Annotated in this window: 20 protein-coding genes and 1 pseudogene; 1 reads left to right on the forward strand and 20 read right to left on the reverse strand. The window is 43.7% G+C overall.

Annotated features, from left to right (window positions below; translation table 11 throughout):
- Positions 1-40: 40 nt before the first annotated feature.
- The 3 genes from recG to DQQ01_RS10010 all read right to left on the reverse strand — a co-directional run bounded on the left by recG (position 41) and on the right by DQQ01_RS10010 (position 4,302).
- Entirely contained in the window at positions 41-2,098 is a 2,058-nt protein-coding gene (gene recG, locus DQQ01_RS10000) for an ATP-dependent DNA helicase RecG (RefSeq protein WP_111920892.1), read from the reverse strand.
- A 180-nt stretch (positions 2,099-2,278) separates the two neighbouring features.
- Positions 2,279-3,928: a fatty acid kinase ATP-binding subunit FakA gene (locus tag DQQ01_RS10005; RefSeq protein ID WP_111919915.1), complete on the reverse strand. Its 1,650-nt coding sequence runs from the start codon at positions 3,926-3,928 to the stop codon at positions 2,279-2,281.
- 17 nt (positions 3,929-3,945) lie between these two features.
- Positions 3,946-4,302: an Asp23/Gls24 family envelope stress response protein gene (locus DQQ01_RS10010; protein WP_111919916.1), complete on the reverse strand. Its 357-nt coding sequence runs from the start codon at positions 4,300-4,302 to the stop codon at positions 3,946-3,948.
- A gap of 174 nt (positions 4,303-4,476) precedes the next feature.
- Between DQQ01_RS10010 and rpmB the strand changes: the two genes are divergently transcribed.
- Positions 4,477-4,665 (forward strand): 50S ribosomal protein L28, encoded by a 189-nt coding sequence (gene rpmB, locus DQQ01_RS10015; protein WP_111919917.1) that lies wholly within the window; start codon positions 4,477-4,479, stop codon positions 4,663-4,665.
- A 167-nt stretch (positions 4,666-4,832) separates the two neighbouring features.
- On the opposite strand, the gene DQQ01_RS16095 is transcribed toward rpmB, so the two are convergent.
- From DQQ01_RS16095 to rsxE, 17 genes and pseudogenes are all read right to left on the reverse strand, one after another.
- Complete coding sequence (locus DQQ01_RS16095) at positions 4,833-4,976, reverse strand: hypothetical protein (RefSeq protein WP_199797954.1); 144 nt, start codon at positions 4,974-4,976, stop codon at positions 4,833-4,835.
- 64 nt (positions 4,977-5,040) lie between these two features.
- Positions 5,041-5,442 carry a GerW family sporulation protein gene (locus tag DQQ01_RS10020; RefSeq protein WP_111919918.1) on the reverse strand — a complete coding sequence of 134 codons (402 nt, stop codon included), beginning with the start codon at positions 5,440-5,442 and terminating at the stop codon, positions 5,041-5,043.
- A gap of 13 nt (positions 5,443-5,455) precedes the next feature.
- On the reverse strand, positions 5,456-6,421 hold the full coding sequence (locus DQQ01_RS16580) for a DUF2953 domain-containing protein (RefSeq protein WP_242980309.1): 966 nt from the start codon (positions 6,419-6,421) through the stop codon (positions 5,456-5,458).
- A gap of 4 nt (positions 6,422-6,425) precedes the next feature.
- On the reverse strand, positions 6,426-6,761 hold the full coding sequence (locus tag DQQ01_RS10030) for a hypothetical protein (RefSeq protein WP_111919919.1): 336 nt from the start codon (positions 6,759-6,761) through the stop codon (positions 6,426-6,428).
- A gap of 21 nt (positions 6,762-6,782) precedes the next feature.
- Positions 6,783-8,278 (reverse strand): annotated as a pseudogene (pap, locus tag DQQ01_RS10035) (polyphosphate:AMP phosphotransferase).
- 115 nt (positions 8,279-8,393) lie between these two features.
- Entirely contained in the window at positions 8,394-8,846 is a 453-nt protein-coding gene (locus DQQ01_RS10040) for an NUDIX hydrolase (protein WP_111919920.1), read from the reverse strand.
- A 96-nt stretch (positions 8,847-8,942) separates the two neighbouring features.
- A complete protein-coding gene (locus DQQ01_RS10045; RefSeq protein ID WP_111919921.1) occupies positions 8,943-10,433 on the reverse strand; it encodes a peptidoglycan D,D-transpeptidase FtsI family protein in 1,491 nt (496 codons plus the stop codon).
- Positions 10,417-11,745, reverse strand: coding sequence for an FtsW/RodA/SpoVE family cell cycle protein (locus DQQ01_RS10050; RefSeq protein ID WP_111919922.1), 1,329 nt, complete (start codon positions 11,743-11,745; stop codon positions 10,417-10,419). Before DQQ01_RS10050 ends, DQQ01_RS10045 begins: the two co-directional genes overlap by 17 nt.
- A gap of 8 nt (positions 11,746-11,753) precedes the next feature.
- Positions 11,754-13,979, reverse strand: a complete 2,226-nt coding sequence (locus DQQ01_RS10055; RefSeq protein WP_111919923.1) for a U32 family peptidase — start codon at positions 13,977-13,979, stop codon at positions 11,754-11,756.
- A gap of 68 nt (positions 13,980-14,047) precedes the next feature.
- Positions 14,048-14,458, reverse strand: a complete 411-nt coding sequence (locus DQQ01_RS10060) for a cell division protein ZapA (RefSeq protein ID WP_111919924.1) — start codon at positions 14,456-14,458, stop codon at positions 14,048-14,050.
- Positions 14,459-14,524: 66 nt separating this feature from the next.
- Complete coding sequence (gene ruvB / locus DQQ01_RS10065; protein ID WP_111919925.1) at positions 14,525-15,514, reverse strand: Holliday junction branch migration DNA helicase RuvB; 990 nt, start codon at positions 15,512-15,514, stop codon at positions 14,525-14,527.
- A gap of 15 nt (positions 15,515-15,529) precedes the next feature.
- The gene (gene ruvA / locus DQQ01_RS10070) at positions 15,530-16,141 is read right to left on the reverse strand and encodes a Holliday junction branch migration protein RuvA (RefSeq protein WP_111919926.1); all 612 of its coding nucleotides are present in this window, start codon (positions 16,139-16,141) and stop codon (positions 15,530-15,532) included.
- A complete protein-coding gene (locus tag DQQ01_RS10075; RefSeq protein ID WP_111919927.1) occupies positions 16,138-16,602 on the reverse strand; it encodes a Gx transporter family protein in 465 nt (154 codons plus the stop codon). Before DQQ01_RS10075 ends, ruvA begins: the two co-directional genes overlap by 4 nt.
- Before the next feature lie 53 nt (positions 16,603-16,655).
- Positions 16,656-17,027, reverse strand: coding sequence for a NusG domain II-containing protein (locus DQQ01_RS10080; protein ID WP_111919928.1), 372 nt, complete (start codon positions 17,025-17,027; stop codon positions 16,656-16,658).
- A gap of 115 nt (positions 17,028-17,142) precedes the next feature.
- Positions 17,143-17,931 (reverse strand): RnfABCDGE type electron transport complex subunit B, encoded by a 789-nt coding sequence (locus DQQ01_RS10085; protein ID WP_111919929.1) that lies wholly within the window; start codon positions 17,929-17,931, stop codon positions 17,143-17,145.
- Between the two features lie 13 nt (positions 17,932-17,944).
- Complete coding sequence (gene rsxA / locus DQQ01_RS10090; protein ID WP_111919930.1) at positions 17,945-18,520, reverse strand: electron transport complex subunit RsxA; 576 nt, start codon at positions 18,518-18,520, stop codon at positions 17,945-17,947.
- Positions 18,521-18,532: 12 nt separating this feature from the next.
- A complete protein-coding gene (rsxE, locus tag DQQ01_RS10095) occupies positions 18,533-19,234 on the reverse strand; it encodes an electron transport complex subunit RsxE (protein ID WP_111919931.1) in 702 nt (233 codons plus the stop codon).
- Position 19,235: the final 1 nt, after the last annotated feature.

Raw genomic sequence — 19,235 nt, forward strand, 5'->3', positions numbered from 1 at the left:
AGTTTTATGGAAAATATTTTTTATATCAAAGCAATTTTTCCTACAACCCCGGCATTTCCATACGCTCTCTGGCATAAGACAACAGACAGCTTCTCAGCCTTTCGTTCTGAGGAAGGGATAAATCTCTGTCCAAATCCAGGATTGCTCCTGCTGCCTGGCTGGCATCCTTTAAAATTTCGGAATCCTGGAAGATATCTGCAAGCCGAAACTCCAGAAGACCGCTTTGCCGGATTCCAAACAAATCTCCCGGTCCCCTCAGTCTTAAATCTTCCCCTGCAATAAAAAATCCATCGTTGGACTTTACCAGAATTTCCAGACGCTCCTTTGTTTCTGCGTCCTTTCCTCCCTGGACAAAAATACAGTAGGACTGATGCTCACCTCTACCTACCCGTCCTCTGAGCTGATGAAGCTGTGCCAGGCCAAACCGCTCGGCATTTTCCACCATCATAACTGTAGCGTTTGGTACATTGACACCTACTTCAATGACTGTGGTAGATACCAGCACCTGAATTTCGTTGTCTGCAAATTTCTCCATGATTTCATTTTTTTCTGCTGCTTTCATTCTCCCGTGAAGATAAGCTACCCGGATATCACCTGGCAGGGCTTCCTGAAGCTTTCTGCTGTAGTCTAAGACATTTTCCGCCTCTAATCCCTCGCTTTCCTCTACCATGGGACAAATAACATAGACCTGCCGTCCCTGCTGCACCTGCTTCTCAATAAAACGGTAGGCAGTTGGCCTGTAAGAGGTATCCACCACACAGTTTTTAATGGGAAGTCTTTTTGCAGGCAGCTGATCCATGACAGAAATATCCAAATCCCCATAAAGGATAATAGCCAAAGTTCTGGGAATCGGCGTTGCACTCATAACCAGCACATGAGGTCTGACTCCTTTTTTAGACAAATCCTCTCTTTGATTCACTCCAAAACGATGCTGCTCATCTGTAATGACAAGCGCCAGATTTTCGTATATCACCTTTTCCTGTATCAACGCATGGGTTCCTATAATAAGTTGTGCCTTTCCCTGCGCAATTTTTTCATAACGCTCCCGCTTCTCCTTTGCAGTCTGAGAACCGGTCAGAAGCACAGTTTCAAAAGGAAAGCTCTGCTGTTGCACCAGCCTGCACAATTCTTCATAATGCTGCCTTGCCAAAACTTCTGTAGGTACCATAAGAGCTGCCTGATATCCATTAGCTGCTGCCAGTATCATAGAAAGAAAGGCAATAATCGTCTTTCCGCTTCCCACATCACCCTGTACCAGCCTGGACATCAGAGTATGTCCTGTCATATTGGTTTCAATTTCGTTCCATACTCTCCTCTGTGCATGAGTCAGAGGATACGGCAGACTCTCTATAAGCTTTTCTGTTTCCCACACCGGTTTTATGGAAAAAGTATTTTGCGACTCCATATTTTTTTCCTTCATCATGCGCACAGACAGAATAAAAAATAAAAATTCATCAAAAACCAGTCTTCTGCGTCCCACAACCAAATCTTTTTTATCTTTTGGAAAATGAATGTGCGACAGCGCATAATTATATTCTGCCAGCCGGTAATGATTCCTGTATTCTTCCGGAAGATACTCCGCAGTAATTTCCCGGTTTTCCAAAATCTGATGCATGGTTTTTACCATAAACTTATTGGTCAGTCCCTTTGTCAGAGTATATATAGGATACAGCGTGTAAAGAAGCCCTTCATAATCCTCTCTTTTAAAAATTTCCGGGTGTTCCATAATCAATCGCGCCCCTTTTTTGACGACTGTCCCCCGAAAAATATAAAATCCGCCTGCCTGAAGCGTATTCCGCAAAAAGGGCATATTGTACCAGATAAGCTGCAGACTGCTTTTCTCGTCCTTTATTGTAGCAGTTACCACCGTTTTTCTGCCCGTATTACTCATACCCACTCTGCCGGTAATTCGCCCGAAAACAGCCGCCTTTTTCCCGGGTTCTGCCTCTGATACGGCAATCGGCTCTCTGTACTCATCATAATCTCTGGGATAGTATCTGAGAAAATCTCCTACCGTAAAAATCCCCAATTTTGCCAGAAGCTTTTCTGTCTTTTCCCCGATTCCTTTGATACTCCGTACGCTGTCCTGCTCTTTCATTTCCTGTTTCCTGCCTCCCTTTTCCCTTTCGCTTCTATTCAATCCCTTCCCAAAAAGGCTCCTCCTCTGTAAAAATACAGTTTTCTGTAAAAAAAGGCTGCTGCACCTCTGTGTCTGCCACAGCACCTGTACAGCAACCTTATTTTTATTATTATGCGCTCCCACGCCTGCCGTAAATCTCTATTCCACAGATACTACATAGTAGTAAATCGGCTGTCCGCCGTTATGAATTTCAATATCAAAGTCAGGATACAGCTCGCTCAGACGTTCCTCCAGATGCTCTGCGTCCTCTTCAGATACCTCCTGTCCATAATAAACACTGATAATTTCAGAGTCTTCATCAACCATTTCCTGCAGTGCAGCTACTGTGATATCCTCGATTCCCGGTCCCACAGCCAAAAGACCATGGTCGCCAATTCCCATAATATCTCCCTGACGGATATCTTTGTCATCAATTCTTGTATCACGAACCGCATAGGTAATCTGTCCTGTCTTCACATTCTGTACTGCTTCCAACATTTCCTCTGTGTTCTGTTCCACGGTTTTATCCGGCACATAGGAAATCAATGCAGTAATTCCCTGAGGAATGGTTTTTGTAGGAATGACAATAATATTCTTATCCTCTGTCAAATCTCTGGCCTGATTTGCTGCCAGAATAATATTCTTGTTGTTCGGGAAAATGAAAATATTCTTTGCACGAACCCGGTCAATGGCCTGCAGAACATCTTCTGTACTTGGGTTCATGGTCTGTCCGCCTTCAATCAGGTAATCTGCACCCAATTCTTTAAAGATTTCACCCATTCCTTCTCCCACGGATACGGAAATAAAGCCAACCTCTTTCTCCGGCTCCAGAGCTGCCTGCTGTGCCGCCATCTTTTCAGCTTCCTTGATTACTTTTTCATGATGCTCCAGACGCATATTATCAATTTTCATGTTGGATAACTGTCCATACGTCAACGCCCTCTGAATTGCCTTTCCAGGATCATTGGTATGTACATGGACCTTAACGATTTCATCGTCTGCCACAACCACCAGAGAATCCCCGATAGACATGAGATATTCCTTGAACGCATGCTCGTCCTTATCTGTAAACTGCTTTTCCAGCATAATAATAAACTCTGTACAGTATCCAAATTTAATATTGCTTTCTTCTGCAGATACCGGCTTTGTCATTGCTGCTGTTTTGGGCTTTTCAAAATTCAAATCAATTTCTTTGCCCATATAACCGTCAAAAGCACCTTTTAATACTTCCAGAAGACCCTGTCCACCGGAATCCACCACACCTGCTTCCTTCAGTACCGGAAGCATATCCGGGGTTCTGGAAAGCACCAGCTCAGCCTCTGCAATCACATCTGTAAAAAAGGCCTCCAGGCTTTCACTTTCTCCTGCAATTTCCAACGCTTTTTCTGCTGCGCCTCTGGCAACTGTCAGAATAGTTCCCTCTTTTGGCTTCATAACTGCCTTATATGCGGTTTCCACACCTTTTTCAAAAGCTCTGGCAAAGGTAGCTGCATCTACTGTATCATGGTGTTCAATCACTTTTGTAAAGCCTCTTAAAAGCTGAGAAAGAATAACACCGGAGTTTCCTCTTGCCCCTCTTAAGGAACCGGAAGAAATCGCTTTTGCTAAAGCTTTCATACTGGAATCTGACAGTGCGCTTACTTCTGATGCTGCTGACATAATGGTCAGAGTCATATTAGTTCCTGTATCTCCGTCAGGAACCGGAAAAACGTTTAATTCATTAATCCACTCTTTTTTCGCCTCCAGATTTTTTGCCCCGGAAAGGAACATTCTGCCAAGCATCTTCGCATCAACGGTATTGGTATTCAAAACAAGTTTCCTCCTTATTAATCAATTACTCTTACGCCTTCTACAAGGATATTGATCTTCTCTATAGTCAGGCCTGTAAATTCTTCTACTTTGTACTTCACGTTACTGATTAAATTGTCAGAAACTGCTGAAATACTGACCCCATAAGCAACAATCACATGAAAGTCCAGGGTAATGCGGTTGTCCGCAATGGTTACATTAATTCCATGTCTTAAGCTGTCCCTCTTTAATAATTTTACAAGTCCATCCTTCATGCTTACGGCAGCCATACCTACAATTCCAAAACATTCCACTGCTACGCTGCCCGCATAAGTGGCAATCACATCTGTATCAATCGTAATTTTTCCTAATCCTGTATCAACAAATCCATTCATGCACGGATACCTCCATACTTTTTTATATATGTATTCTATCATATCTTTCCCAAAAACGAAATAATAATTTAAATTTTTTATAATTTCACTTGCAAAACTGCCTTTCATCTGCTAAAATAGTCAGTGTTGTGAGTTTGTTACACGGACTTATTATATATTTAAGGAGGTGCTACCATGGCAAAGTGCGCAATTTGTGAAAAAGGTGCTCATTTTGGAATCAGCGTGAGCCATTCTCATAGAAGATCCAACAAAATGTGGAAATCCAACATCAAATCTGTAAGAGTAAAAACAGACAATGGAAATGCAAAGAAAATGTACGTTTGTACTTCCTGTTTAAGAAGTGGTAAAGTAGAAAGAGCTTAATACTGATTGACACGTTGACAGACCTTGTCGAAAGACAGGGTCTGTTTTATTATGCTTATAAAGAATAATAAAACAGACAGAAACCATCAGGGGTGCGGCACAAAATCCCCGGATTATGCGCCACACCCCTGTCTATTTCAATTCATTTGCTGAAACACGGATTTACTTTACCGGCAGGCGCAGAACAGATTATATCCTACCAACAGACATAACGCTGCCACAACTACCATAAACAGTGTCTTAGGAAAAATCAAAGCAATAAACAGTCCCATTCCAAATGCAAACAGGAATAACCCGCATACCCGGTTCATACTCTGTTCTCCTTTGCCTTCTCCCTATCAGTATATGCAAAACTGCTCCTTTTCTATTCTTTTTCTACTCTGCTTCCTGTACTTCCGGCTCTGTTTTCTCCTCTGTATGGATTACAACCTCTGCCTCTTTCTTTCCCTCTGTAAACTTATTCAGGAAATCCGGCACCATATCCAGGATTTTGGTAAGTCCGTCCTGATTTTTAATGTTTACCAGCTTTGTCACTCCATTGGAAATCACCAGTACTGCGCTTGGAGAAATCTTTCCTCCCATACCGCCGCCGCCATTGTTTTTCTTTTCTTCTGAAAAAGCGCCTGCTCCCACGCCAAAAGAAACATCTACCAGAGGCAGAATAATGGTATCTCCCACGGTAATTGCCTCTCCCACTACAGTTTTTGTAGTAATAAAGCTGTCCATCCCTTTAAACAGTGATTCTACTGTAGACTGAAAATTATTTTCTGCAGCCATATCTGCTTCCTCCTTAAATATATGTTTTTATCCTTTTCACTAAATATCGAATATCCCGGTTTCTGAACAAGTTCCATACCAGAAGCACAAAATGAATCCCGTAAATTCGTCCTCTTACCAGAAGTTCTCCCTGGAAAATTCTCTGATCAAAATAAGGCTCTATGGTAAAGTGTTTCCCATATAAGGGATAAAATATGCCTAGACCGCCCAAAAGCTCTCCGGTAAGACAGGGGTCTTCAAAGCCAAACTTCACATATCCCTCTACTTTTTTTGGCCGTATACGGCGAAAAAGCTTTTTCAGTTCTGCCAAAAACAGAATCCGGCTTCTTTGAAATGGTTCTGAACCCCACAATTCTTTTACAGATTTTATTTTAGCACAGATTTTCTTCCATGTTAATCGGAAATTTCCCAGAGCCTTAAAAACCCTTCCCGGAATCTGACACAGCTTTTTCAAAAAAGCGACCGCTGTCTTCGGTAAACCCATAAGCCTTTTGAAAACAGAGGCTTTCCTTTCCCTAACAGAATCCTGAGGTTTAGAATTTTCTTCTTTCTCAGGCTCTTCTTCATGGTCTGAAGGTACTGCAATTTCCTTTTCCTTTGGCAAACGCTGCCGTTCTTCTTTTTCTGATACAACGTCGGATAACTCCTCCTGCGTTTTTTTTGAAAGCTGCTGCTTCTTTCGGTTTTCTCTCTTTTTCAGAAAGCCCTGCAGCTTTTCCAGAGGAATCCCGAAAATTCTTACAGAAAATCCCTGTTTTTTCTCCCTTCCTTCAGAAAAGCCTTTTACAGATATGAGATGAAAAAGCCAATATACCATCACAGTTCCCTGACAGCCCTCCTGACTCTTTGTCCCCTGCAGTCTGTATCCCACAGGACAAAGGAGCATTGATAGAAGAACCAACAGCAGCAAACCGAAAATAACCAGCAGCAGGATTCCCAGAAGCTTTAATATTATCAATAAGATATGTAGCACTATCATAATGTCACCTGCCGCTCTCCTCTCTTATCTGCTGCTCCAGCCACTGCCGCACCTGGGCAGTGCCTGTCTGTGCATATGCTTCCTCCACCAGCCTTTTTGTCATCTCCAAAGCCTCCATATAGCCGCAAGAGAGTCCTATAATGATGGGACAGCTCTTCCTTCTGGCTTTTTGTTTCAACTCGTTGGCTGAAAAAATATCCAACTGATTCTCAGGATTTGATGCCAGTGTAATGAGATAAGTATCAAGAACACCTGCACCCCTATTGATTTTCCGAATCAACTGCTTTTTCTTTCTCTTTGCATTATCGCCAACATACAGCTTCTTATACCAGTTTAACATAAATCCTCTTACCCTGAATCCTTATTCTTTCTTTTTTTCCTTTTCCAGCCGTTCTTCCAAAGTTCTAACCACAGTTTCCAGAACCTTGACCCTGGCATAATATTTGTCATTTCCCTCTACAATAATCCAGGGTGCCATGGAAGTAGAAGTGCGGATAATCATTTCATTGACCGCTTCTTCATAAAATTCCCATTTTTCCCGGTTTCTCCAGTCCTCTTCTGTAATTTTCCACTGCTTTGCCGGATTTTCCATTCTGTCCTGAAACCGCCTTTTCTGTTCGTCCTTATCAATCTGCAGCCAGAATTTCAACACAATGGCTCCGGCATGAACCAGGGAGGCTTCCATTTCATTGATTTCCCTGTAAGCTCTCTGCCATTCCTCTTTTGTACAAAAATCTTCAATACGCTCCACCATAACTCTTCCATACCAGGTTCTGTCAAAAATTGCAATATGCCCTGTTTTTGGCATGTTTCTCCAGAATCTCCAGAGATAATGATGGATTTTTTCTGCTGCGTCCGGGGCTGCCGTTGGGTTTACCACATAGCCTCTTGGATCCATGGGCTCTGTCAGACGCTTAATTGCGCCGCCCTTTCCCGCTGCGTCCCAGCCTTCAAAGCCCAATACCACAGGAATTCTTCTCCGGTAAATCTCACTATGCAAAAGCTCCATGCGTTTCTGAAGCTTTTTCAGTTTTTCTTTATACTCTTTCTGTGTATAGGAAAGAGATAAATCTACCTTGTTTAAAACAGAAGATACCAGCAGCTTTTCTGATGTTTCTTTCCTGACTGCTTTTTGCACAGCTCCTTTTTCTTTTTTTGCAATAGCCTCCTTCAGACGACGAATCACTTCTGTATAAATTTTAACTGTAGCAAATCTTCTGTCTTCCGCCTCTACAATCACCCAGGGCGCATAGGCGGTTTCTGTTTTTTCCAGCATTTCCTCATTCATGGCCTTGTATTTTTCATAGGATTTGTTGCGCTTCTCATCTGCTTTGGTGACCTTCCAGGCAGTTTCCCTGGAAGAACGCATTTTGTCAAACCGCCTTCTCTGTTCCTCTCTGCTGATGTAAAGAAAAAATTTCATCAACACATTGCCGTCATCAGTAAGGGTTCTCTCAAAGTCCCGGATTTCCTGACAATCCTCCGAAAACTCCTTACCGGACACCTTTTTTTCAAATCGCTCCACAGAAAGTCTGCGGTACCAGCTTGTATCAAAAATAGCAATCCGTCCTCTTTCCGGAGTTTTTATCCAGAATCGGCGCAGGAAGGGATACCTTTTTTCCTCCTCACTCTCCTCCTTTATGGCAAACACCTGAAAGCCTCTTGGATCAAGAGGGTGAATCAGACGGTTTATGTACCCCTTTTCCGGAAGCGTCCAGCCTCAAAAACAAGTATGACCGGAATGTTCAGATTCCTGCAGCTTCTCTGCAAAGCAGCAAGTGTATCCTCCAATTCCTCTATCTTTTCCCGGTAGGCTTCCTTTGACAGTTTCTTCGTAAGATCCATCTGTTCCAACATCATGCTTCCTCCTTCCCATACAGATATCAAAAGGGCTGCCCCGCGAACCGCGCACTCTTCCTTGTGCAGTCCATGGGCAGCCCCGTACCTGTTACAGCGTCCTCAATGAACCGGATCAAAAATACTTCCGGTTTCCCCACAGATTTGCTTTTTTCAAATCCAGGTATTCATTGTAAGCTTTTTCCAAAATCTGCTTTTCATTCGAAAAGCGTAAAAGGTGGTAAGCCTCGTGAAATTTGTAGAAACCGGAATCCACAAAGTATTCTTCTTTCTGGGGTCTGCTAAAATAACTTCCCGCAGACATGAGATACCAATATACCTCTTTTTCTACAGTATCCTCCGGTATACAAAAACTATACTGGCTTTTTCCCACATATTTCATAATGGTTGCTGTCACTCCGGCTTCTTCCTTTACCTCTCGCAGCGCTGTGTCCTTATAGTCCTCGCCTTCCTCTACCGTTCCCTTTGGCAGCACCCAGCCTTCATATTTATGCTTGTAGGACTTATACAAGGTCAGTATTTTTCCCCGATATATTACCACTCCGCCACAGCTTGTTGCTTCAATCATTTTGCAAATCCTCCTGCTTAAAGCACCCTTTGGTGCCTGCGTTGTGTTTCTTTATTGGTAGTATACCTCTTTTTTCAGACAAGTGCAACAACCAGCTTAACCATAATAAAAAGCATTGAAAATTTCATGAGCCACCGGTACAGCCACCGTGCTTCCGGTTCCTGCACCCTCTGCAATCACAGCTATCGCCAAATCCGGATTCTCCACATTGGAAAAACCGATAAACCAGGAATGCGTCTTAATACTTCCGTCCGAGCCGTAATATTCTGCTGAACCTGTCTTTCCTGCTGCAGAATAACTTTCTCCGGAAAGCTGTGTACCGGTCCCTCTGTTTACCACCTCTGCCATAAGTGTTTTCAAGGTATTGGCTTCACTCTCTGTCATCAGTTCCTTATACACAGACGGCTTTGTACTTTTTACCGTTGTACCGTTTACTGTTTCTACGCGCTCAATGTAGTAAGGCTGCATCAGCTTCCCGTTATTAGCAATAGCGCTGGTAATCAAAGCCATATGCATAGGGGATACCAGAGTATTCCCCTGTCCAATGGAAGTCTGCATTAACAGCGGGTTGCCCGGTGTGCTTCCAAGTTCAAATTTACTCTTGGCATATTCAATGGGAATAGGCAGTTTTTTGTTAAACAGCAAGTCCTCTGCGGTTTTCTGCAGATTGCTGCCGCCCAGGTCAAGTCCCATCTGGGTAAAGGCTGTGTTACAGGACTCTGCAAAAGCAGTAGTAAAGTCCTCTGTTCCGTGTACTTCTCCGCCAAAACAGGGAATGGTATGCCCATCTACGGTAATGCTGCCACTACAGTTATAGGAAAAGTTATCAATCGTTCCGTTTTGCCTCAGATAAGCAAGGGCGTCTACAACTTTAAAAACGGATCCCGGAGGATACGCCCCCTGGGTTGCCCTGTTTAGAAGGCTGCTGTTACTGGAATCACTGACCAGATACTCCCAGTCCGCACTTAGCGTATTGGGATTAAAATCCGGCTTGCTGACAGATGCCAGCACAGCCCCTGTCTTGGGATTTAGTACAACCACAGCTCCATTATAGCCCCCCAGTGCATTGTAAGCAACCTCCTGCAGCCTGGTGTTTAAAGTGGTAATCACATTATCACCCGGATTTTTCTTTTCCAGAATTTCATTTTGTACCTGGTCAATATAATTGTTGTGCGAAGTCATAAGAGAAAAATTGGCAAGAGCCTCAATCCCGTTTTTTCCATGGCTGTCATAGCCTACCACATGAGCAAACATATTTCCATATGGATATACACGAGTTTCATTTCCAGCCTCATCAGTTTCGGTATTTGCCAGCACCAGTCCGTCTGCAGAATAGATGCCGCCTCTTAAAATCCGATCCTCCATCTGATTCTGGCGGGTATTGTAAGGGCTGCTGTTTACCTCTTCCCGTTTTGCCACATTAAAATATACCATATAGCCTATCAGGGAAATAAAAATCACTACAAAGAAATAGCTGATAATGGTATATTCCCTGTTTCTGGCACGTTTTGCCTTTCTTTTCCTTTTCTGTGTTCTCTGTTCTTCTTTCTGACGCTGTTTTGTACTTTTTCTATCTTTGTCTTTCAACTTCCTCGTCCTCGTCTTCTCTTAAAATATACAGACCCTGAATAATCGCCAGCATAATAATGGTGCTGAGCGCAGAACTTCCTCCATAGCTCACCAGAGGAAGAGTGATACCCGTCATAGGAATAAATTTGCTCACACCTCCGATGGTAAGGAATACCTGAAATGCATATTCTGTACCCAGACCCAGGGCAATAAGTTTATAGAAACGTTTTTTAATCCGCAGAGATATATTGACTACCAGAAGGAACATACTCATACAGATAAGAATCATACAAATGGCAAATAATCCTCCCAATTCTTCACAGATTGCTGCAAACATATAGTCCTGCTTTACAAAGGGAATCATTTCCGGAGAACCCTGACAAAGCCCCAGACCAAACCAGCCTCCTGCTCCAATGGCAAAAAGCCCCTGTACAATCTGATACCCTTCGTTTTCATATACAGAAAAGGGTGCCTTCCATGCCACAACTCTCTGCCGCACATGGGAAAAGAGGAAATAGGCAATCACGGCTGCCAAAGATCCGCTTCCCAGTCCTGCCACCAGGTAAAAAGGCTTTTTAGTTGCCACATAAAGCATGACCACATAAGTAATAAAAAATACCACTGCACTTCCCAAATCCCTGGAAAGCACCAGCACCAGTACATGCACGGCCGCCACAATGGTGGTAATCACATGGTCTTTGAACTGGGCGCTCTTTTTATACAGTCTGCTGGCAACAAAAAATACAAAAATAATCTTTACAAATTCTGAGGGCTGGAACACAAAAAACCCCAGATTAATATTGATTTTCGCACCGTTTACATTGGCTCCGAACAAAAGCACAATCAGCAAAAGCCCCAGACCTGCTGCTGCATAAAACCAGGTCCACATTTTCAGAAAGTACATTTTCTTAATCAGAATAGGGACAATCATGGCAATCACCGTAGCCACCGCTACAATCAGAAACTGCCGTTTCGCTGAATCCGGTGACAGCCTGGTCAGCATAATAAAACCAATGGACAGCAACATGCACATATGATTCAAAAGAAGGATGGATGCCTTCTTATAGCACAGGCGATAAAGCCCCTGCACCAGCAAAAGATACAAAAGTAATGCCCCAAACAGATACAGGATTTCCAGCTTTTCCTCCTTCAGAAAAATCACCAGAAAAGCGGTAAAATCCATAAATATAATTAACAGAAGCTGTTTTCTTAAAATATACCGTTTGTCATAGTCATCTTCATACTTAAATACTGTAAAGCTCTCAAAAGTATAGAGCGCAATCAGTATCAAAATCAGATATTTTGAAAGTTCAATAATAATATTAAGCACTTTTTCACCTACTCTACGCCACGTTTAAAATGTCCCTTTGTGAATCCGGACAGTTTCTCCGTGTCTTTCTTTTTCCTGTTTTTTCCCTCTGTCAGATACGCCTCTGCAAATACTTCCAAAAGCTCCCGCATACGCTCCGGTGTTTCTTTTGTAAAATTCATACGCACTGCCGGAAAATTCAGATTTTTAATCTGCTCTGCTTCTTCCAGAAGCCCTGTGGGAATACTGTTGTAAATCACATTGTAGCAGAAATCACAGAAGCACTTTGTTGTAAACTCCTGTCCGTATCTGTCCTTTAACTGCACTTCCCCTGATTTACGGTCGCAGCGCCCGCAGGTCTTTTTCACACACTGGGCAGAAACCATCATGGGATAAAAGCCGTACACAATCATTTCACTGTTTTCATGATACCTGTGGCGGATTTCACTGCCATTTAACTCCAAAGGCATGGTGGTTCTCTTTACCTTCAGATTTTCAAGAAAAGCCTCTGCTTCATTATTAAAGCTGTATACCGAGAAATCTGTAACTGTCTTTTCCAAAAGTCCCAGCTCCTTTAAATATCCCAGCTCTTCCAGATTTCTCGCCAGAAATCCTTCTGTTTTTTGTGCAAGCTCTTTTATTGCAGGTTCCATACCGTCCATTTTTCCTTCCCGAAGCATATAAGGAAGCGTCAGATAAATTTCTTTTCCTGCCCTGTGGGTTTCCTCTGCCAGAAGAAGGGCGTCCTGTAGGAAACGATTTTGTTCAAGCATGGACATGCTGCAGTAGATTCCCGTTACTTCCTTCTGTTTCAGGGCAGTCTGCCACTGCTTCTTTTCTTCTACAGACACATACAGCTTAAGAGGCTCTGTTTTTTGTTCTTTTACTCTTTTTTCAAAAGGCTCCTCTGTCCCTTTTCTCTTTAGATGTTCTCTTCGATATCGGGTCAGATACTGCTGCTGCAGCTTAGAAAGCCCCCTGCGTCTTAGTTCATTCAGACTCTGCATGGGCAGAAAGCCCGCTTCGTCTGTGAGAATCTCCAGTGTATCAAATACAAAGGGCGTCTGTCCTGTCTTTTCCATCTGCTGGCGTACCCGTTCAGCAAGTAAAGGCCGTTTCTGCGCCTTTTCTACCACATCGCCCTGCACCTGCACATGGACATCTTGAAAATCTAAATCCAGTATAGCAGGTGTATCTGCAAACAGGATTAAATTTCCATTAATTTTTTCTTGTTTTTTTGTGTCCAGATATTGCTTTTTCAGTCTTTCAAAAAGAACCTCGTTTCGCTTTCCCACCTTATTCTGTTTGCGATTCTGCTCCTTTTCGTTAAAGGAGGCAATCATTTCCCCACCATTGTGGGTATAATAATACCCCTTATGAAACCCATCTCTTTGATACAAATCCAGAAGTTCCTGCCTGTCTGCCTGTTCTACCTCATAAGCACGGTTTCCTTTTAAATACAAATCCAGGTATTTCCGGTATATGGCAGTTACCCCTGCTGCATACTCCGGCTTCTTCATTCTGCCCTCAATTTTCAGGGAATAAACCCTTGCCTCCAGAATTTCCGGCAGAATATCTATGGTACACATATCCTTTGGGCTTAAAAGATAGGACTGCTCCTGCCTGCTTATCCGGTTTCCCTTCTCTAAAGCCGTATAGGGCAGGCGGCAGGGCTGGGCGCACCGTCCCCTGTTTCCGCTTCTGCCGCCCAGCAGGCTGCTGAAAAGACACATACCGGAATAACAGTAACAAAGAGCGCCATGGACAAAGCTCTCTATCTCCACCCCGGTTTCCTCATAAATACAACGAATTTCCTTTAAAGAAAGCTCCCTTGCCGTAACAATCCTGGAAACTCCGGCTTCCTTTAACAGTCCGGCACTCTTTGGACCTGTAATTGCCATCTGCGTACTGGCATGAAGTTCCAGATTGGGAAATTCTCTCTTTATAAAGGAAAGCACACCCAAGTCCTGTACAATCACTGCGTCCACACCTTGCTCATAATAAGGCGCCAGAAAGTCGTACAACTCTCCATACAGCTCCTGATTTTTCAAAAGCGTATTCACGGTAAGGTAAATCTGCTTTCCATGCACGTGGGCATAATCAATGGCCTCCAGCATCTCCTCTTTTTCAGGATTTTTGGCATAGGCACGGGCGCCGAACATAGTTCCGCCAATATACACAGCATCAGCCCCTGCCTGTATCACAGCCTGCAGCCCCTCATAAGAGCCTGCCGGCGCTAATAATTCTGCTCTCATATTGTTCCTTTCCTGTAAAATACAAAGGGGCGAAACAAAAATGCCCACCCCTTCCAGCTTTCCCTGTTTTATTCTTTTAAAAGCTCGTCCAGCTCCTGTTCCAGCTCCTCTATCTTTGCCTGCAAAGAACTTATTTCCACAGTTTTTTCCTCTCCGTCCTTCTGTAGCCGTTCAAGCTCCACCTGACCGTTAATCAGATCATGTTTTAAGTCATACATTTCCCGATCCTTTGCTTCCAACTCTTCCTCAAACATCTCGGCCTGTCTTTTTGCCTTGAAATAGTCGTCTGCAATGTTCAGGCTTAAAAGCGTATGTCTGGTTTCCTGCGCCTGTCTGCTGTATCCCGGAATCTGACCCAACTCAGTCATTTTATTGTTCATATAATTTGCAACCTTTTGCAGGTATTCTTCGCTCTCATAACCGCTCAAGGTAATGATTTTACCGCCAATCAGTACCTGGGTTGTATTCTTCACTGCCATCTGGTTCCTCCTGCCTTTTCTACATTCCTATGTTTATTATAATCGAATTTTCGGGAAAAACAACCATTAATTTATTCCCAGATGATGATACGTCAGCTCTGTCACAGCTCTTCCCCTTGGAGTCCGCAGCAGAAAACCGTTTTTAATCAGATAAGGTTCATACACATCTTCAATGGTTCCCGCGTCCTCTCCCACTGCTGCGGCCAGAGTATCCAGCCCCACAGGGCCGCCTGAGAACCTCTCAATAATGGTGGTTAAAAGCAGACGGTCCGTCTGATCTAAGCCATACTTGTCCACCTCCAGCAAATCCAGGGCAAAATCCGCCACTTCTTTTGTAATTTTCCCGTTGTACTTTACCTGTGCAAAATCCCGCACCCTCTTTAACAACCGGTTGGCAAGACGCGGGGTTCCTCTGGAGCGCTTTGCCATCTCCAGAGCGCCGTCCCTGTCTGTTTCCACGCCCAACACTTTTGCAGAATGGAGAATAATGGTCTGCAGCTCCTCCTCTGTATAGAATTCCAGATGGTGTACCACGCCAAAACGATCCCGCAAGGGCGCGGTCAGAAGCCCTGCCCTTGTTGTTGCCCCTACCAGGGTGAATTTCGGCAAATCCAGGCGAATAGAGCGGGCAGTTGCCCCCTTTCCAATCATAATATCAATGGCATAATCTTCCATGGCCGGATACAGCACTTCCTCCACCTGACGGTTCAGCCTGTGGATTTCATCTACAAACAGCACATCATTTTCCTGCAGGTTATTTAAAATAGCCGCCATTTCTCCCGGTTTTTCAATGGCAGGTCCACTGGTAACCTTCATATGTACACCCATTTCATTGGCAATAATTCCTGCAAGTGTGGTTTTTCCAAGACCCGGAGGTCCGTAAAAAAGCACATGATCCAGGGCATCGCCTCTTTGCTTTGCTGCTTCAATATAAATTTTCAAATTGCTCTTTGCTTTTTCCTGTCCAATATAATCAGCCAGAAACTGAGGGCGCAAATTTCCCTCTGTCCGCAAATCTTCTTCCATGACATCGGTTGTAATAATTCTCTTTTCCATGATCTTCTCCGCCTCTTAGAACATGTTTTTTAAAGCTGCCTTCAAAAGCGCCTCTACATTCATATCTGCTGTAAGCTCCACCTTTTTTACTGCCCGCAGGGCATCTGCCCCGGAATAACCGAGAGCGGCAAGCGCCTCTACGGCCTCCTTTCTCATATCAGACAAATCTGCCAGGTCGCTGTCCGCCTCCTGTACATGCTGACTCTTTAACTGGAATGCTTCCTGCAGATCCAGCTTGTCCTTCAACTCCAGAATCAGCTTCTGCGCTGTCTTTTTTCCAATACCCGGAGCCTTGGATATGGTCTTTACATCATCTGCCAGCACTGCAAAGCGCAGCTCGTCTGCAGATAGCCCGGAGAGGATTCCAAGGGCTGCTTTAGGACCAATACCGTTTACACTTAAAAGCAGCTTAAAGGTATTCAAATCATCTCTTGTAAGAAATCCAAAAAGCTGCATGGCATCTTCCCTTACATTTAAATAAGTATATATTTTTGCTTCCTTGCCTGCATACAGAACAGAATCCACACTTGCCATGGGCATAAAAATATTATACCCCATGTTCTGAGCTTCCAAAATAATTCTGTCCTCTAAAATTTCCTCTACTGTACCTTTTATATATGCTATCATACATGCTTCCTTCCTGCTGTTCTCTTTAAGATTTCCCCTGCCACAATTCCGATAAGGGCTCCAGTTACCAGACCGGAAATCAGAAGCGCCGGAAAATAGTAAAATACGTTTCCATTTTCTACCACAAGAGCAGCTACAATCAATTGCCCCAGATTATGTGTCACGCCTCCTAAAATACTGACGCCTACCACAGAAAATCCGAGAAAGCGCTTTGCTCCTGCCATACACAAAAGGCTCAGCGCTGCCCCTGCCAGACTGTACAAAATCGAAAACAGGTTGGCAAAAAGAAACCCAATAACCACAATACGGATAAGAGAAATAATAGCCGCCTCTTTTGTTCTGTAAGTATACAGCACAAAGACCGTTACCAGGTTTGCCAGTCCCAACTTCATGCCCGGGATTGTGACAAACACAGGCAAAAGCATTTCTACATATCCGAAAATAATGGCAAGGGCTGCCATAAGCCCCAGCCATGCTGTTTTTCCTGTTTTTATATTAATCGTTCTCTCTCCTTTTATTTTACAACAGCGTCAAGCCCCTGTGCAGCGTTGTCCTTTGCTGCAATCTCTACAACCACCTTATTGGGCAGACACACAATAGTTTCTCCTCGCTCATCAATAATTCCCTGGCGAATACACACATGATCCGGGCAGCTTGCCTCTGTCATCTTCACCGTTTTATCTTTGATTTCACAGATATTGGTATCCTGAATCTCAATAATCCTGTCGTCTTCTAAGGAATAGGTGCCGTACACCTCTCCGCCTACGGTAATTTTAACTTCTGTTTGTCTGTTCTTATCAAAAAAGCGCTGTCCCTTTGGCACCAGCCAGCAAAGAAGGGCAAGAAGCAAAATTCCACCTATCAAAACGCCATCTTTTTTCTTCATAAAGCTCTCCTGTCTGATTCATTGGGTTTTATCTTATCACAGGAAAGGAAAAAATGCAAATATGTGTTCGCAAAAAAGAGCTGTTCCGAAGAACAACTCTTTTGCTGTATATTTTCTACTTAATAATATTTCTCGGACATGTCTTTTTGCAGATACCGCAGTTCACACATTTTTCAGAGTCAATATGTGCCACATTGTCCACTACGGTAATAGCCCCCTTTGGGCATTCCTTTTCGCATTTCTTACAGCCAATGCAGCCCACCTGACATGCATTCATCACTGCTTTTCCTTTATCCTTAGAATTACAGGACACTGCCTGTTTCTGATTATAAGGAATCAGCTCAATGAGCTTTTTCGGACACTCTGTCACACATTTGCCGCAGGCTTTACATTTTTCTTTGTCTACCACAGCAATGCCATTTACAATATGAATGGCGTCAAAAGCACATGCTTTTACACAGGAACCATAACCCAGACAGCCGTATGAACAGGTTTTGGAACCTCCGTTCTGCATAAGCGCCGCCATTTTACAATCCTGCACTCCTGTATATTCATAGCTCTTTCCTGCCTTTTCACAATCCCCTGCACATTTTACAAAGGCTGTCATACGCACTGCCTCGCCTGCTTCCTGTCCCATAATTGCCGCAATCTTTGCCGCTGCTGCAGGACCGCCTACCGGACAGGCATTCACTGGAGCCTCACCCTTGGCAATGGCTGCCGCCAGACCGTCACAGCCCGGATAACCGCAGCCGCCGCAGTTATTTCCCGGCAGTTCTTCTCTTACCTGTACTTCCTTTTCATCTACTTCTACTGCAAATTTCTTTCCGGCAACTCCCAGGAAAAGTCCGATAAAAAGACCTACGCCCCCTACCAGGACTGCCGCAATGATAATACCTGTTATCATAGTCTATGCCTCCTTATATAATTCCTGAAAAACCGAAAAACGCAATGGCCATTAAACCTGCTGTCAGAAGTACCATAGGAAAGCCCTGGAAATATTTCGGAACATCGTTGTATTCCATTTTTTCACGAAGACCCGCCATAAGCACAATGGCAATGGTAAAGCCAAGAGCTGTTGCAAAACCATTTACGGTTCCCTGCAATACGTTGTAGGATTTCTGTACATTAATAACAGCAACACCTAAAACTGCACAGTTTGTAGTAATCAGAGGAAGGTATACACCCAGGCTCTGATAGAGCGCAGGCATAGACTTCTTTAAAAACATTTCCACAAACTGTACCAGAGCTGCAATAACCAGAATAAACACAATGGTCTGCATATACTCCATATGAAGCGGCGTTAAAATAAACTGATAAATCAGACTGGTTACCAGTGAAGACAGGGTAATAACGAAAATAACCGCGCCTCCCATACCTGCCGCTGTTTCAATCTTCTTAGATACGCCGAAGAAGGGGCAAAGACCGAGGAACTGGCTCAGAACAACATTGTTTACCACGGCTGCTCCTACTGCTATAATAAGTAATTCTTTCATGTTCTGTCCCCCTTACTTTTTCACCCGATTGTCATAAAATTTTCCGCTGCAGCCTTCATTTCCACAGGAAGCACAGCCGCCCTCCATACAATGTACCGGTTTCTGCTCTTCTTTTGGCTTTTTATCCTGCATTTTTGCACGGATTGCTGCCAGAAATGCCAGTACAAAGAATGCGCCAGGCGCTAAAATAAAGATGGTCGCCGGTTCATAGGCAGAAGGCATCACCTGAAATCCAAATACAGTTCCTGCCCCAATAAGTTCACGAAAAGCTGCTAAAATGGTAATGGACAGAGTAAATCCAAGTCCCATACCGATCCCGTCAAAAATAGAGGAAACCGGACCGTTTTTGGAAGCATAGGATTCCGCTCTTCCCAGAATAATACAGTTTACTACAATCAGAGGAATATAAATTCCGAGGGCATCGTAAAGGGCAGGAATAAAGCCCTGTAAAAGAAGCTGCACCATGGTTACAAAAGATGCAACAATTACAATATAGGCCGGCATACGCACCTTGTCAGGAATCACATTTCTCAGGAGTGAAATGAAAAGGTTAGAAAGAGCCAGCACCACAGTGGTGGTAAGCCCCATGCCGATTCCGTTTATAGCCGCTGTGGTAACTGCCAGCGTAGGACACATACCCAGCACCAGAACGAAAGTCGGGTTTTCTTTGATGATACCGTTGTAAAGACGCTCACCTGCTGAATTTGCTTTCATC

Origin of the sequence: Blautia argi, from assembly GCF_003287895.1 — a bacterium.
Classification (GTDB): domain Bacteria; phylum Bacillota; class Clostridia; order Lachnospirales; family Lachnospiraceae; genus Blautia; species Blautia argi.